The sequence below is a fragment of the Pseudarthrobacter sp. PH31-O2 genome (genome assembly GCF_030063265.1).
Lineage (GTDB): Bacteria > Actinomycetota > Actinomycetes > Actinomycetales > Micrococcaceae > Arthrobacter.
Window position 1 is genome coordinate 38,329 of record NZ_JASIST010000007.1, and the last position, 14,689, is coordinate 53,017.

At 66.4% G+C, this 14,689-nt stretch carries 10 protein-coding genes; 4 read left to right on the top strand and 6 right to left on the bottom strand.

Going from position 1 to position 14,689, the window contains the following annotated elements; translation table 11 throughout:
• Nucleotides 1-74: 74 nt before the first annotated feature.
• Nucleotides 75-923 (bottom strand): ParA family protein, encoded by an 849-nt coding sequence (locus QMG72_RS11960; protein WP_226776005.1) that lies wholly within the window; start codon nt 921-923, stop codon nt 75-77.
• Nucleotides 924-1,259: 336 nt separating this feature from the next.
• Here QMG72_RS11960 and QMG72_RS11965 point away from each other — a divergent pair, with 336 nt between their 5' ends.
• The gene (locus QMG72_RS11965; RefSeq protein WP_283480615.1) at nt 1,260-4,655 is read left to right on the top strand and encodes a pyruvate carboxylase; all 3,396 of its coding nucleotides are present in this window, start codon (nt 1,260-1,262) and stop codon (nt 4,653-4,655) included.
• Between the two features lie 74 nt (nt 4,656-4,729).
• Here the strand turns inward: QMG72_RS11965 and QMG72_RS11970 are convergent, their stop codons facing one another.
• Nucleotides 4,730-6,550, bottom strand: coding sequence for an AMP-dependent synthetase/ligase (locus tag QMG72_RS11970; protein WP_282359880.1), 1,821 nt, complete (start codon nt 6,548-6,550; stop codon nt 4,730-4,732).
• A gap of 173 nt (nt 6,551-6,723) precedes the next feature.
• Here QMG72_RS11970 and QMG72_RS11975 point away from each other — a divergent pair, with 173 nt between their 5' ends.
• Nucleotides 6,724-7,815, top strand: coding sequence for an ROK family glucokinase (locus tag QMG72_RS11975; RefSeq protein WP_283480617.1), 1,092 nt, complete (start codon nt 6,724-6,726; stop codon nt 7,813-7,815).
• Here the strand turns inward: QMG72_RS11975 and QMG72_RS11980 are convergent.
• Genes QMG72_RS11980 through QMG72_RS11990 form a run of 3 tightly spaced genes read right to left on the bottom strand, consistent with a single transcriptional unit; the run spans nt 7,812 to nt 10,028 of the window.
• A complete protein-coding gene (locus QMG72_RS11980; RefSeq protein ID WP_282359878.1) occupies nt 7,812-8,411 on the bottom strand; it encodes a hypothetical protein in 600 nt (199 codons plus the stop codon). The genes QMG72_RS11975 and QMG72_RS11980 overlap by 4 nt on opposite strands.
• Entirely contained in the window at nt 8,404-9,207 is an 804-nt protein-coding gene (locus tag QMG72_RS11985) for an alpha/beta hydrolase (protein ID WP_282359876.1), read from the bottom strand. The genes QMG72_RS11980 and QMG72_RS11985 overlap by 8 nt, the downstream gene beginning before the upstream one ends.
• Nucleotides 9,204-10,028, bottom strand: coding sequence for an alpha/beta hydrolase (locus QMG72_RS11990; RefSeq protein WP_283480618.1), 825 nt, complete (start codon nt 10,026-10,028; stop codon nt 9,204-9,206). The genes QMG72_RS11985 and QMG72_RS11990 overlap by 4 nt, the downstream gene beginning before the upstream one ends.
• A gap of 110 nt (nt 10,029-10,138) precedes the next feature.
• Here QMG72_RS11990 and QMG72_RS11995 point away from each other — a divergent pair, with 110 nt between their 5' ends.
• Together QMG72_RS11995 and QMG72_RS12000 are read left to right on the top strand one after the other, a co-directional pair.
• Nucleotides 10,139-10,882, top strand: coding sequence for a lysophospholipid acyltransferase family protein (locus tag QMG72_RS11995; protein ID WP_226776012.1), 744 nt, complete (start codon nt 10,139-10,141; stop codon nt 10,880-10,882).
• Nucleotides 10,883-11,021: 139 nt separating this feature from the next.
• Nucleotides 11,022-12,395, top strand: coding sequence for a class II 3-deoxy-7-phosphoheptulonate synthase (locus QMG72_RS12000; protein ID WP_226776017.1), 1,374 nt, complete (start codon nt 11,022-11,024; stop codon nt 12,393-12,395).
• Nucleotides 12,396-12,524: 129 nt separating this feature from the next.
• Here QMG72_RS12000 and QMG72_RS12005 read toward each other — a convergent pair whose 3' ends face one another.
• Nucleotides 12,525-14,636: a Stk1 family PASTA domain-containing Ser/Thr kinase gene (locus QMG72_RS12005; protein WP_226776013.1), complete on the bottom strand. Its 2,112-nt coding sequence runs from the start codon at nt 14,634-14,636 to the stop codon at nt 12,525-12,527.
• Between the last annotated feature and the right edge of the window lie 53 nt (nt 14,637-14,689).

A 14,689-nucleotide genomic window follows, 5' to 3' on the forward strand; every position in this document is an offset into this window, starting at 1 on the left:
TCCGCAGGGAAGGCGGCCTTTGCAGTGGTGGGTGTGTAAGTTCGGAGGCCTGCGTCTGCCCGGGCCCGCTCTGCTCAGCGCTGACGGCGGTCCCGGACCCCGGCGTTTTGCCGACCGTCAGCGGTTAACAGGTTCGCCAGCAGGGCATCAAAGAGTGCGGCTGCGTTTTTCGCCGAGTCCCCGGGCCAGTGGTGGATGGAGTGGGCAGCACCCTGGATCTGCTGCCAGTTGGCCTGTTCCGGAATATGCGGTGAGAGCAGCAGCGGGCCGAACATGGAGTCCATCTCGGCGAGCCGGAATGTGTGTTCGGCGGAACCGGTCCGCACCCGGTTAGCCACAATGCCTGCGGGGGAGAGGTTTGGGGCGAACTCCTGGCGGAACAGCTGGATTGCACGCATGGTGCGCTCCGTGCCTGCGACCGAGAACAGCCCGGGCTCGGCGACGAGCGTGACTTTGTCGCTGGCGGACCATGCCATCCGTGTGAGGCCGTTCAGCGAGGGCGGGCAGTCTACAAGTACCAGTTCGTACTTCTGCGCTCCGGAAAGCACAGCGGAGAGCCGGCGAAGGTCGCGTCGACCCAAATCGGGTCGGTCGTAGATACCGGTGTAAGCGGAACCGACGGCCACATCCAGAATCGGTAATGCCGGGCCGGCGGGAGCGCCACCGGCGGCGGCAGCGCGTTCCACCCAGCCGCTGGGGACCACGTTCTCTGCCAGACGGGCCCGCCGGGGGGACTTGAGCATCCGGCCGATGTCCAGCCGTTCCCCTGGCTGGACGCCGAGCGCCGTGCTCGCATCGGCGTGCGGGTCAAGGTCGACGACGAGGGTGGGGATGCCGGCGGCCAATGCCGCGGACGCCAGTCCAGTGGTCACCGATGTTTTGCCGACGCCGCCTTTGAGGCTGCTGATGCTGACTACTTGCACTTGAAAAACCAATACCTAACGCCGGTTGCCGGGTCGGGGTCCTGCCGGCTCCCGCGTTCTCCGGAGCCGGGGCGAACATACGCCACCCACTCCTTCATCATATGTTGCCCGCTGCCCGAATCCTGCGTCATCGGATGCCGGGGCGGCAGATCATGGCGAAGCTGAATCGGCGGCCCGCGCCTGACCCCGCCTGATCTGCCTGCCAACCAGGCCTGCCAAAACCGGCATACGTGACGCGCATCGCTGTGACGGTCGCCACAAAGATTTGTGTTTATCCGGCCACGTCTTGGACACTGTGAGCAATTACCGGTAAACCCGCGATGATGCAGGAGAAGTATGTTTTCGAAGATTCTTGTGGCCAACCGCGGCGAAATCGCGATCCGGGCCTTCCGCGCCAGCTACGAGCTGGGCGCCAAGACCGTTGCCGTCTTCCCCCATGAGGACCGCAACTCCATCCACCGACAGAAAGCCGACGAGGCGTATCTGATCGGTGAAGAGGGCCACCCCGTCCGGGCCTACCTCGACGTCGACGAGGTGGTACGGGTGGCGAAGGAATCCGGGGCGGACGCCATCTACCCCGGCTACGGATTCCTCTCCGAGAATCCGCGGTTGGCCCGGGCCGCCGCGCAAGCCGGTATCACCTTTGTGGGTCCACCGGCGGACGTATTGGAACTTGCCGGCAACAAGGTCGCCGCCCTCGAAGCCGCCCGCAAGGCCGGGGTGCCGGTGCTGAAATCCAGCCAGCCCTCCAAAGACCTTGACGAACTCATCGCAGCCGCCGACGTGATCGGCTTCCCCATTTTCGCCAAGGCCGTCGCCGGCGGCGGCGGCCGCGGCATGCGCCGCGTCGACACCCGCGATGCCCTTCCCGAAGCACTGCAGGCCGCCATGCGCGAAGCCGACGCGGCCTTCGGCGACCCAACCATGTTCCTGGAGCAGGCCGTCCTGCGTCCCCGCCACATCGAGGTCCAGATCCTGGCCGATGCGGAGGGCAATGTGATGCACCTCTTCGAACGTGACTGCTCCATCCAGCGCCGCCACCAGAAGGTCATCGAGATCGCCCCGGCGCCTAACCTCGACGAAGGCATCCGGCAGGCGCTCTACCGCGACGCCGTGAAGTTCGCCAAGGCGCTGAATTACGTCAACGCCGGCACCGTGGAATTCCTTATCGACACTGTGGGGGAGCGGGCAGGCCAGCACGTCTTTATCGAAATGAACCCACGGATCCAGGTCGAGCACACCGTCACCGAGGAAGTTACCGACGTCGACCTCGTCCAGGCGCAGCTGCGCATCGCCGCCGGTGAGACGCTCGCGGACCTGGGTTTGTCGCAGGAGACCGTCCACCTCAAGGGTGCCGCACTGCAATGCCGCATCACCACCGAGGACCCGGCCAATGGTTTCCGTCCCGACGTCGGCAAGATCACCGGCTACCGTTCGGCCGGCGGCGCCGGCGTTCGGCTCGACGGCGGCACCGTCTATTCCGGCGCGGAGATCAGCCCGCACTTTGACTCGATGCTGGTGAAACTGACCTGCCGCGGGCGGGAGTATCCGGCAGCGGTGGCCAGGGCACGCCGTGCCCTCGCCGAGTTCCGCATCCGCGGCGTCTCCACCAACATCTCTTTCCTGCAGGCCGTCCTGGACGACCCCGACTTCATCGCCGGCAACGTGGCCACGTCCTTTATTGACGAACGGCCCGAGCTGCTCAAGGCCCGCGTCTCAGCGGACCGCGGCACGAAGCTGCTGACCTGGCTCGCCGAAGTTACGGTGAACAAGCCCAACGGCGAACTCACGGTCCACAGCGATCCGGCCGCCAAGCTTCCTGCCCTCACCGATGCCACACCCCGGGAAGGTTCCCGGCAGCGGCTGCTGCAGCTGGGGCCTGAAGGGTTCGCCAAAGCCCTGCGCGAACAGGATGCAGTAGCCGTCACTGACACCACGTTCCGCGACGCGCACCAGTCCCTGCTCGCCACCCGCGTACGCACCCGCGACCTGGTGGCGGCCGGACCGGCGGTGTCCAGCCTCCTTCCCGAGCTGCTCTCGGTCGAGGCTTGGGGCGGTGCCACCTACGATGTCGCCTTGAGGTTCCTCGGTGAGGATCCCTGGGACCGGCTGGCAGCGCTGCGCAAAGCGTTGCCGAACGTCTGCCTGCAGATGCTCCTTCGCGGCCGCAACACGGTCGGCTACACCCCGTACCCGGAGGAGGTCACTGTGGCTTTTGTCAACGAGGCCGCCGCCACCGGCATCGACATCTTCCGGATCTTCGACGCGCTCAACGACGTGAACCAGATGGCCCCGGCCATCCGTGCCGTCCGCGAGACCGGCACTGCCGTCGCGGAGGTGGCGCTGTGCTACACCGCTGACATGCTGGACCCGGACGAGACGCTCTACACGCTTGACTACTACCTGGAGCTGGCGCAGCGGATCGTCGACGCCGGCGCGCATATCCTGGCGATCAAGGACATGGCCGGGCTGCTGCGCCCGGCGGCCGCTGCCCGCCTCGTGACGGCCTTGCGGGAGAAGTTTGACCTCCCGGTCCACCTGCACACCCACGACACCGCGGGCGGCCAGCTGGCCACGCTGCTGGCCGCGGTGGACGCCGGAGTGGACGCCGTCGACGTCGCTTCCGCCTCGCTGGCCGGCACCACCAGCCAGCCCTCCGCCTCCGCACTGGTCGCCGCGCTGGCCCACACGCCGCGCGATACCGGCTTGAGCCTGGCCAACGTGTGTGCCCTTGAACCGTACTGGGAGGCCGTCCGCCGTGTCTACGCCCCGTTTGAGTCCGGGCTTCCGGGCCCCACGGGCAGGGTCTACCGGCATGAAATCCCCGGTGGCCAGCTCTCCAACCTGCGCCAGCAGGCGATTGCGCTAGGACTCGGTGAACGGTTCGAGGCGATCGAGGACATGTACACCGCCGCGGACCGGATCCTTGGCCGGCTGGTGAAAGTCACCCCGTCCTCCAAGGTCGTCGGAGACCTCGCGCTGCACCTGGTGGGGCTCAATGCCGACCCGGCCGACTTCAACGAGAACCCGCAAAATTATGACGTCCCGGATTCAGTGATCGGCTTCCTGTCCGGTGAGCTCGGCGATCCTCCCGGCGGCTGGCCGGAACCGTTCCGCACCAAGGCCTTGCAGGGCCGCACCCTCAAGGTCCGCGACGTCGAGCTCAGCGCCGAGGACAGCGAAGCACTCAAGGGTGATTCCAGGACCGTGCAGCAGACCCTCAACCGGCTGCTCTTTGCCGGGCCCTCCAAGGACTACCAGAAGAGCGTGGAGACCTACGGCAACCTCTCGGTGCTCGACACCCGCGACTACCTGTTCGGGCTGCAGCGCGGCGCCGAGCACGAAATCGAGCTGGAGAAGGGTGTGCGCTTGATCGCCTCGCTCGAAGCGGTCTCCGAACCTGACGAGAAGGGCATGCGCACCGTGATGTGCACGCTCAACGGCCAGTCGCGCCCTGTGGTGGTCCGTGACCGTTCCGTCGTCAGCAACGTCAAGGCCGCTGAACGCGCCGACACGTCCCAACCGGGACAGGTGGCCGCACCGTTCGCCGGCGCCGTCACGCTGACAGTCAAGGCCGGCGAGGCCGTCCTGGCCGGTGACACTGTCGCCACGATCGAGGCCATGAAGATGGAAGCATCCATCACGACGCCGGTCGCCGGCACTGTCTCGCGCCTTGCCGTCGGGGCGGTTGAACAGGTCCAGGGCGGGGACTTGCTGCTCGTCGTCGAGTAGCGATAGCGAACAGCTCCAAGCCGAACGTGCAAAGGGACCCTCCGCCGAAGTGGAGGGTCCCTTTGCCGTGGTGGCTAGACCTGGCTGGGACGGGGTGTGCCGTACATTTCTTCGATGACTTTCTCGTAGTCCTTCATCACCTGGGCGCGCTTGACCTTCATCGACGGAGTCAGGTGCCCGGAAGCCTCAGTGAAGTCCGCGGCGACAATCCGAAATGACTTGATCGCCTCGGCCTTGGAGACCGACTGGTTGGCACCGTTGATGAGGTCCTGGACGGCGGCTTTGACCGCCGGGTTGTCGGTCGCTTCGGCGAGGGTGGTGCCGGCAGGCAGTCCGTGGCGGTGCAGCCAGCCGGGAAGCGCCTCTTCGTCGAGGGTTACCAGTGCGCCGATAAAGGGGCGGTTGTCACCGACTACAAGTACTTGGGAGACGAGGGCGTCGGCACGGATCTGGTCCTCCAGCAGCGCGGGCACAACGTTTTTGCCACTGGCCGTGACGATAATTTCCTTTTTGCGTCCGGTGATGGTCAGGAAGCCCTGCTCATCGAGCTGTCCGATGTCACCGGTTCGGAACCAGCCGTCCGTAAACGACTCCGCAGTCAGGTCCGCGCGCTTAAAGTAGCCGCTCATAACGCAGACGCCCTTGGCGAGGATCTCGCCGTCGTCGGCAATTTTCACGGCATTCCCGGGAATCGGGGCGCCGACCGTGCCGATCTTGATCAGGTTCGGAGTGTTGACCGTCACCGGGGCCGTGGTCTCGGTCAGCCCGTAGCCCTCCAGGATCTGCATGCCGATGCCCTGGAAGAAGTGCCCCAGCCGTTCGCCCAGCGGTCCGCCGCCGGAGACGGCGTGCGCCACCTCGCCGCCCATGGCCGCGCGGAGCTTGCCGTAAACGAGTTTGTCGAAGACGGCGTGCTTGACCCTGAGGCCCAGCCCGATCCTGCCGACCTGGCGGGCGCGGGAGAATTCGATGGCGGTGTCCGCTGCGCGGTGGAAGATGGCGCCCTTGCCGCCGTCCTCTGCCTTGGTCAGTGCCGAGTTGTAGACCTTCTCAAAGACCCGCGGCACCGCGAGGATGAAGGTTGGCTTGTAGCTCTGCAGGTCCGGCAAGAGGTTTTTGATGTCGGGGGTGTGCGCCACCGTGACGCCGGCGGCCACGGCGAGCACCGAGATGAAACGAGCAAACACGTGGGCGAGGGGCAGGAACATAATTGTCCTTGCCTGTTCGTGGACGATCGTGTTCAACGAGGTCGCCAGCGCGTTTTCGGAGAGTTCGACGAAGTTGCCGTGGGTCAGCTCGCAGCCCTTGGGCCGCCCGGTGGTGCCCGAGGTGTAAATGATGGTGGCGAGGTCCTTGAGGGAAGCGAGGCTGCGCCGCGCCTCCAGGTCCTCGTCGCTGATCGCGGCGCCTGCCGCGCGGACCTCATCGAGGCCCTTTCCCGCAAGCTGCCAAACATGTGCCAGCGCCGTAAGGTTCTCGGACGTGGCGGCCTGCCGGATGATGTTTTCGTGGTGGTCGGACTCGCCGAACGCTGCGACGGCGCCGGAATCTCCGAGGTTCCACGCAACCTGGGAGGGCGAGGAGGTCTCGTAGATCGGGACGGAGACGGCGCCCGCGAACCAAATGGCGAAGTCAATCAAGGACCATTCGTAGCGGGTGCGCGACATAATGCCAACCCTGTCGCCGGCCCCGACGCCGCTGGCCATCAGTCCCTTGGCGAGCAGCGAAACATCGGCGAGGAAGTCGGTGGCCCGGACGTCCTGCCACGCTCCGGCCGCGTCAAGGCGGGAGAAGAGGGCCGGGTCGGAAGCCTTCGCCGCCTGGCGCAGGACCAGGTCCGTGGCGTTCATTTCCGGCGGGACGTTGACTAGGGGCGGGACACTGAATTCTCGCACGGTAGCTCCTTTGATTTCCATGGACCCGTGAGGGGTACTTCCAAGACTAGTATGTGGCCCTCGGCGTGTGCTTTTCACCACACCTACTGGCGGGTAACTTTACGGTTTGGCGGCTCCGTTGCCAAGCCGCGCGGGACGGCGCCCGGGTGCCGGGGCGAATAGGATAGGGAATCATGCACACACAAACACCGGGGCAACAGCCCGGCCCGTACCGCAGGACGGCCGCCTGGCGGCGCAGGACACTGCCTGGTGTCGCCGCCGCACCGGCCGCGCAGGGGTTCCGTGAGCACTTGCGGCTGGGTCGCAAGGGCCTCGCCATCGGCGTGGACATCGGCGGGACCAAAGTGGCCGCGGGCGTGGTGGACGCGGAGGGCCGGATCCTGGCCCGGGCCAAGCGGTCCACCCCCGGCGATGACCCCCGCGCTGTTGAACAGGTGATTGTGGAGCTGGTCGAGGAACTGGGCGCGGGCCACCGGGTCTGGTCGGTAGGAATCGGAGCGGCCGGCTGGATGGACCTCGACGGCGGCACCGTGCTGTTCAGCCCCCACCTTGCCTGGCGCAACGAACCGCTTCGGGACAATTTGCAGCGGCTGCTCCGACGGCCCGTACTGCTGACCAACGACGCCGATGCCGCAGCCTGGGCAGAGTGGCGGTTCGGCGCCGGGCAGGGCCAGGACCGCCTGGTGTGCATCACGCTGGGCACCGGAATCGGCGGTGCCATGGTGATGGACGGCCGGATCGAACGCGGGCGCTTCGGGGTGGCCGGGGAATTCGGCCACCAGATCATCATGCCCGGCGGGCACCGCTGCGAATGCGGCAACCGCGGTTGCTGGGAACAATACGCTTCCGGCAACGCGCTCGGCCGGGAAGCCAGGGAACTGGCCGCCGCCAACTCCCCGGTGGCGCAGGAGCTGCTCAAAGCAGTGGACGGCCGCGTTGAACTCATCACCGGGGTGATTGTCACCGAACTTGCCAAGGCCGGGGATGCGACGTCCCGGGAGTTGCTCGAGGACGTCGGGGAGTGGCTCGGACTAGGACTTGCCAACCTGGCGGCTGCACTGGACCCGGGAAAGTTTGTGATCGGCGGCGGGCTTTGCGATGCCGGAGAATTGCTTGTCGGCCCGGCACGGAAGGCTTTCGCCCGGAACCTCACCGGCCGCGGCTTCCGCCCGGCGGCGGACATCGCGTTGGCCGCCCTTGGCCCGGATGCCGGCCTGATTGGTGCTGCCGACCTGTCCCGGGTCAGCAGCCGTATGCACAGCTAGATGCGTGCGCCGTCGTCGTGTTCATCCTTTTCGCCCGGCAGCTTCATGATCAGGAAAACCACCGACGCCGCAAACGCGGCCACCATTGCGAGGATGGCGAGCAGCGGGGCTGAGCGCCAAAACATCGCGGACATCACAAGCGCTACCGGCCCACCGACCGCTCCCAGCCACGCCAGGACCGTCATCGGATCGGCTCCGGCAAGGCTTGGCGGTTCTTCCGGCACGAACTCATCCGGCATCATCGGGTCGTCCGCGGCCCCGGCATAGTCCCGGGGGCCCCCGGCGTCCTGCGGCCGGCCAGCGGCGGCCCGCCCCTCAAGCCGTCCCCGCGCCTGCCGCTCCTCGGCGGAAAGTTCAACCGGCACCACCGCCGAGAGCCCCAGTGGGTCGAAATCGCTGAAAGGCCGGGGGGTCGCGTCGCTGGCTGCGCCGGTGGGCGTATCGGATGGTTCCGCGCTGCCCGGACCTTCCCGGGCCTCCGGACTCCCGGAGACTTCCGCAGGGTCCGGGGATTCCAGCCGCGCGACGAGGTCCAACCAGACGGCGTTGTCCTGGTTGGCGCTGGAATCCGGAGAGCCGGAGTCCGGTCTAGTCATCTGCGGTGTCCTTTTGGCGGGTAGGGACAGGGTCCGGGACGCCTCCCGCAGCCAGCGACCGGACAAATTCGGCCGAGCCGCGGAAGATCTCGGGGGCATCGTTGTCCATCGTAGCCACGTGGTAGCTGTTTTGGAGCCGGATGACCTCCAACGGGGCGTGCGTGAGGCCGCGACGAAGAGCCACCATACTCGATTCGGAAACCACATGGTCAACCGCTGAACGGTACACCCGCACCGGGGCGGTGATCCGGGGGAGGAGCCTGACGGTGTCCTTGAACATCTTGTTCAACTCGTGTGCGGCGGCGACCGGTGTCCGGGAGTAGGCACCTTCATCGATGTCTTCCTTGCGGATGTCGTTGGCAATCGCCGGCGTACTCTTCAGGACAAACTTCAGGATGCCCGCCAGCGGCGCCCGGGGATCGTCGATGACAAGGCCCGGGTTGACCAGGATGGCCCCGGCAACGGGCCGCGTCGCGGCAATGCGCAGCGCCAGCGCCCCGCCCATGGACAGCCCGGCGACGACCACCAGATCACATTCACCGGCCAGCTCAAGGTAGGCGGCGTCGAGAGCGGCGTGCCAGTCCTGCCAGCGTGTCCTGGCCAGCTCTTGCCAACTGGTGCCGTGCCCGGGCAACAGCGGCATCCGCACGGCGTAGCCGGCGCCGGCCAGGGAGCTGGCCCATTCCCGGACACCGTGCGGGCTGCCGGTGAAACCATGCGAGACCACAATGCCGGTGCGGGTGCCGGTCCCGGTGAACGGGCTGCTGAACGGCGCGTGGTCCAAGGGGATGCTCATGGGGTCTCCGGAGATGTGCTGGCGGGCGGGGCAGGCGACGGCGCTGACTGCGGCGCGGCGTCTGCATGGCGCAGGAAAAACTGAACGGACTGCTCGAAAATCAGGGGGGCATCGACGTCGAGCGTGGCGACGTGGCCGCTGTCGGGCAGGCGGACCAGATTCAGCTCGCGGGAGCCAAGACGCTTCCGCAGCAGTTGCACCGAGGTGGGCGGAACCACAGCATCGGTATCGGATTTGAAGACGACGGCCGGGGCGCTGACTGCGGACAGTTCGCGCGCCGTTGTCCTAAAAAGCCTGCTCAGCTGGTGGACGGCTGCCAGTGGGGTAAGGGAGTAGTCGCCGTCCTCGGTAGCTGGCGCGGTGGGATTCGCTTCCTGGACCGGGACGGTGGTGCGCTGGAAGTGCTTCAGCAGGCCGATGTAGCGCACCCTGCGGTCATAGAAGCCCGAACCGGGGTTCACGACGGCGACCCCGGCCACGGGGTGGCGCGCCGCCGTCCGCAGCGCAATGGTGCCGCCCATGGACAGTCCGGCAACGAAGCAGTGCCGGGTTCCGGCGTCGAGTTCCAGATAGGCGTCCTCAAAAGCCCCATACCAGTCCCGCCAGTCGCGGGTGGCCAAATCGCGCCAGTCCGTGCCATGTCCGGGCAGCAGCGGTACAGAGACAGCAAAGCCCTGTCGGGCCAGGTGCCGGGCCCAGGGAAGGACGCTCAGCGGACTCCCGGTGAAGCCGTGGCAGATGGCCACGCCGATGCCCGCATTGGCTCCGTGGCCGGGATAACTGAACGCCGCGGGTGCCAGGGGAGTGCTGCTTCCGGTCATAAGCCCATCGTGTCACTGTTCCGGACAAATCTCACTAGAGTAGGGTTTCAGTGAAGTCCCGCCGGGTCCGACGGAGGGTCTGCCAGACGCCTTCCGGAGAGGTACACCACGTGTTTTATTGGTTTATGAAAACGTTCGTTCTCGGACCGGTCCTCAAGACGCTTTTCAGGCCCTGGGTCAAGGGCCTGGACAACGTCCCCGCCGCGGGAGCAGCAATTGTGGCCTCCAATCATCTGTCCTTCTCGGATTCGATCTTTATGCCGCTGATGGTGCCCCGCCCGGTGGTGTTCCTGGCGAAATCCGAGTACTTCACCGGCAAGGGGATCAAAGGCCGGCTGACGGCTGCCTTCTTCCGGCTCACCAACCAGCTCCCGATGGACCGCTCCGGCGGTGCTGCGTCAGCGTTGTCACTGAATGCCGGCATGGACGTGCTGAAGAACGGTTCGCTCCTGGGCATCTACCCCGAGGGCACCCGCAGCCCGGACTCCCGGCTGTACCGCGGCAAAGTCGGAGTGGCGCGCCTGGCCCTGCAGGCCCGGGTCCCCGTGATCCCGGTCGCGATGATCGGTACGGACAAGGTCCAGCCGATCGGCAAACGGATGCCCAACATCCGGCGCATCGGGATGATCTTCGGTGAACCGATGGATTTCAGCCGGTACTACGGCCTGGAGGACGACCGGTTGATTCAGCGGTCCGTCACCGACGAGATTATGTACGAACTGATGCGGCTCTCCGGACAGGAATACGTGGACGAGTACGCCGCCGTCGTCAAACTCCGGCTCGCCGGGAAGGCTGCCGGGGCTCCGGAGGACGGCGCGTCCGGCGCCGGCCCGGCCGCGCCCGGGACCGAGTAGCCTGACCGTGTGACGGCAGCGGTCCGGTCAATGACGCCCCGGGTCCGAGGATGGCCATGGAGGCAACTATCCTTAGAAGGTGACTGAGTTATCTGCGCCTTCGGCCTTTCCCCTGAACAGTTCCGCCAGTGGCTCGCCGCTGGCCGGCTCCGCCCTGACCAGCACCGCGCAGAGCGGTGCCGCCAACTATCCCGGCCTGGACCACTGGCGGGAGCTGCCCGTTTCCCAACAGCCGAGCTGGTCGGATCAGGCCGTCTTCGAGGCTTCAGTCAAGGAACTCTCCGTCCTCCCGCCGCTAGTGTTCGCGGGCGAAGTGGACATCCTGCGCGAACGCCTCGCCGCAGCGGCGCAGGGCAAGGCGTTCCTGCTCCAAGGCGGCGACTGCGCCGAAACGTTTGAGGCCGCCACCGCTGACAAGATCAGTGCCCGCGTCCGCACCATCCTCCAGATGGCAGTCGTCCTCACCTACGGCGCCGCCATGCCGGTCATCAAAATGGGCCGGATGGCCGGGCAATTCGCCAAGCCGCGCTCATCCAATGATGAGACCCGCGACGGCGTCACGCTGCCGGCCTACCGGGGCGACATCGTCAACGGCTACGATTTCACGCCGGAATCCCGCGCCCACAACGCCGGCCGGATGCTGCAGGCCTACCACACCTCCGCTTCCACCCTGAACCTGATCCGGGCGTTCACCCAGGGCGGTTTCGCGGACCTGCGGCTGGTGCACCAGTGGAACAAGGGTTTTACCGAGAACCCCGCCCATGCCCGCTACGAGTCGCTGGCGCGGGACATTGACCGTGCCATCAAGTTCATGGCCTCCTGCGGCGCGGATTTCGAGGCGCTTAAGCGGGTGGAATTCTACGCCAGCCACGAAGCGCTGTTGCTCGACTACGAACGTGCCCTGACCCGGATCGACTCCCGCACCGGATTCCCGTACGACACCTCCGCGCACTTCCTTTGGATCGGTGAGCGCACCCGGGAACTGGACAACGCGCACGTCGACTTCCTCTCGCGGGTGCGGAACCCGATTGGTGTGAAGCTTGGTCCCGGCACCTCCGGCGACGACGCTCTGCGCCTGATCGATAAGCTGGACCCGGACCGTGAACCCGGCCGCCTGACCTTTATTACCCGGATGGGCGCCGGCAACATCCGGGCGAAGCTCCCGCCGCTCGTGGAGCGGGTCACCGCTTCCGGCGCACAGGTCCTCTGGGTGACCGATCCGATGCACGGCAACACGGTCACCTCACCAAACGGCTACAAAACCCGGAACTTCGATGACGTTATCGATGAGGTGCGCGGCTTCTTCGAGGTACACGACGCGCTCGGCACGGTCCCTGGCGGCCTGCATGTGGAGATGACCGGCGACGACGTGGCTGAGTGCCTCGGCGGAGCAGACCCGGTCGACCAGGAAGCCTTCCTAGACCGGTATGAATCGGTCTGCGATCCACGCCTGAACCACATGCAGTCGCTCGAAATGGCCTTCCTGGTGGCCGGAGCCCTGTCCAAGCGTTAAACCGGGAGTTCCGGCACTAATCCGGAACGCTCCTCAGTGGGAAAAGCTCCGCCGGCTGGTTCAGCCGGGCGGAGCTTTTCTGCAGCTCGGGCCGCAGCCGGCGGCACTGACGTAGGCCAAGCCCCCGGGTCACACCACAGTAAGCGTAATGGTCGAGCCTTCCGGAACCCCCGTGTTCACCGGATCCTGGGCACGGACCGTGCCGAAGAACCCGCCGAGGATGTTGTCAACCTTGACCTTAAAGCCAAGCTGCTCCAAGGCTTTTTGGGCTTCCGCGGCCTGTTTCCCGATGAAACTGGGTACCTGGACCAGCTTGGGGCCCTTGGAAACGGTAAGCGTCACGGTCCCGCCCTTGGTCAGGTTGCCGGAAGGCGGGTCCTGCGACACCACGGCGCCCTTTGGCACTGCCCGATCGAAGACGGGATCGGGCGCCACCGCGGCTTTCAGGCCGGCGGCCTCGATGGCCTTGACCGCGTCGCCCTGCTGCTGCCCGCGCACGTCCGGCACCGGAATGGGCTGCGGCCCCTTGGAGACGGTGAGATCCACCGGAGTGCCGTGGCGCACCGGGTTGCCGCTGCGCGGCGCCTGTGCCAGGACAGTGCCGGCGGGCGCGGTTTCATCGTACGTTTCGCCGATCTGTCCCAGCGCCATGCCCGCGCCGTTGAGGGAGGTCTTGGCCTCTTCCAGGGATTTGCCGGTCAGCTGGGGCAGTGCGAACAGTTCGGCGCCTTTGGAGACTGCGAGTGAAACCGGCTGGAACTTACGGATGACTTCCCCCGCGGTGGGCGCGGATTCGACCACCAGTCCGGGGGCAACGTCGTCATCGAAGACGTCCCTGGTGCTGGACTGGAAGCCGGCCGTGCGGAGCAGTTGCTGGGCTTCGGCCACGGTCTTGTTCTTGAGCTGTGGAATCGTTCCGGGGGAGCCCGGGCCCATGCCAAAGAACCAGCCTGCCCCGCCCGCCAGCAGCGCAGCGAGAACCAGCAGCACGATCCACAACAGGCCGCGGCGGCTGGCGTTGCCGGCTCGCAGGCTCCGGACCGGCGTTGCCGCGGCTCGCTGGCGTGACCGATCGTCGACGCGGTCCTGCTTGCGCTGTGCCCGTTTGCTGCCCGGAACCGGTGGCTCCGGTTCGGGATTGTTATCCTCCGGGTAAGTAGCTTCCTCCGGGGCGGAGAGCGGACCGTAGCCGGGGTGCCGCGGAGAGGCGGACATTACAGCGGTGGGGTGGTTGCCGCCGGCGATGAATTCCGTGGCGTGCTGGCCGGCCCCGATGACTTCGGTGGCGCCGTTGCCGGGTATATGGTGCTGATCGCCGCCGGGTCCCGATGTGGCAGGGCCTGCTATCAGGGGGATCGCAGGGCGTGCCGCAGGGGGTTGCAGGTCGAGTTCGGCGTCGCTGAGGTTCCGCCGGATGTGGCGTAGCTCGGAGAGCAGGGCGGTTCCATCGACGGGCCGTTTGTCGGGGTCGTTGGCGGTGCACCACTGCACCAGTTCGTCGATTTCGGCAGCGAGTCCCGGCACCAGTTCGGAAGGGGCGCCAACTGCGGAGTTCACGTGCTGGTAGGCAACCTGGATCGGCACCTCGCCGTCGAATGGTTGTTGGCCGGTGATCATCTCGTAGAGCATGATGCCGACCGAGTAGATGTCACTGCGTGCATCGGACGGACGGCCGAGGACAAGTTCCGGGGACAGATACGCCACGGTTCCAATCAGCGCACCGGTGCTTGTCGACGTCGAAATAGCGCGGGCCAGTCCGAAGTCGCCGAGTTTGATTCGGCCATCGTCTGCGATCAACACATTCTCGGGTTTGATATCCCGGTGCAGAAGCCCCGCGTTGTGGGCTGCCCCGAGGCCCTCGACGACCGGGTCGATCAGCGCGAGGGCGAGGCGCGGTGGCAAGGCGCCCTTGGTTTTGAGGACGTCGCGCAGGGTGTGGCCTTTGATGTACTCCATCACCAGGTAGGCCGCCCGGTCATCCTCGCCCTGGTCCAGGACGCCCACAACGTGCGGGTGCGAAAGCCGGGCGGCTGCCTTGGCCTCGCGGCCCAACCGGTCGAGGAATTGCGGGTCGCCGGCGAGGTGGGGGTGCAGCACCTTCAGGGCCACATCCCGCTCAAGCCGCTGGTCGGTGGCCACGTACACGGTGGACATGCCACCGCCGGCGAGCCTGGATTGAATCAGGTACCGGCCATCCACGAGGGTGCCAACTAGCGGGTCCGACGAGTATTCCTGCACCATACGATCCTAATCGCTGCACGGAAACGGGCCCGGATCAACATGCGATCCGGACC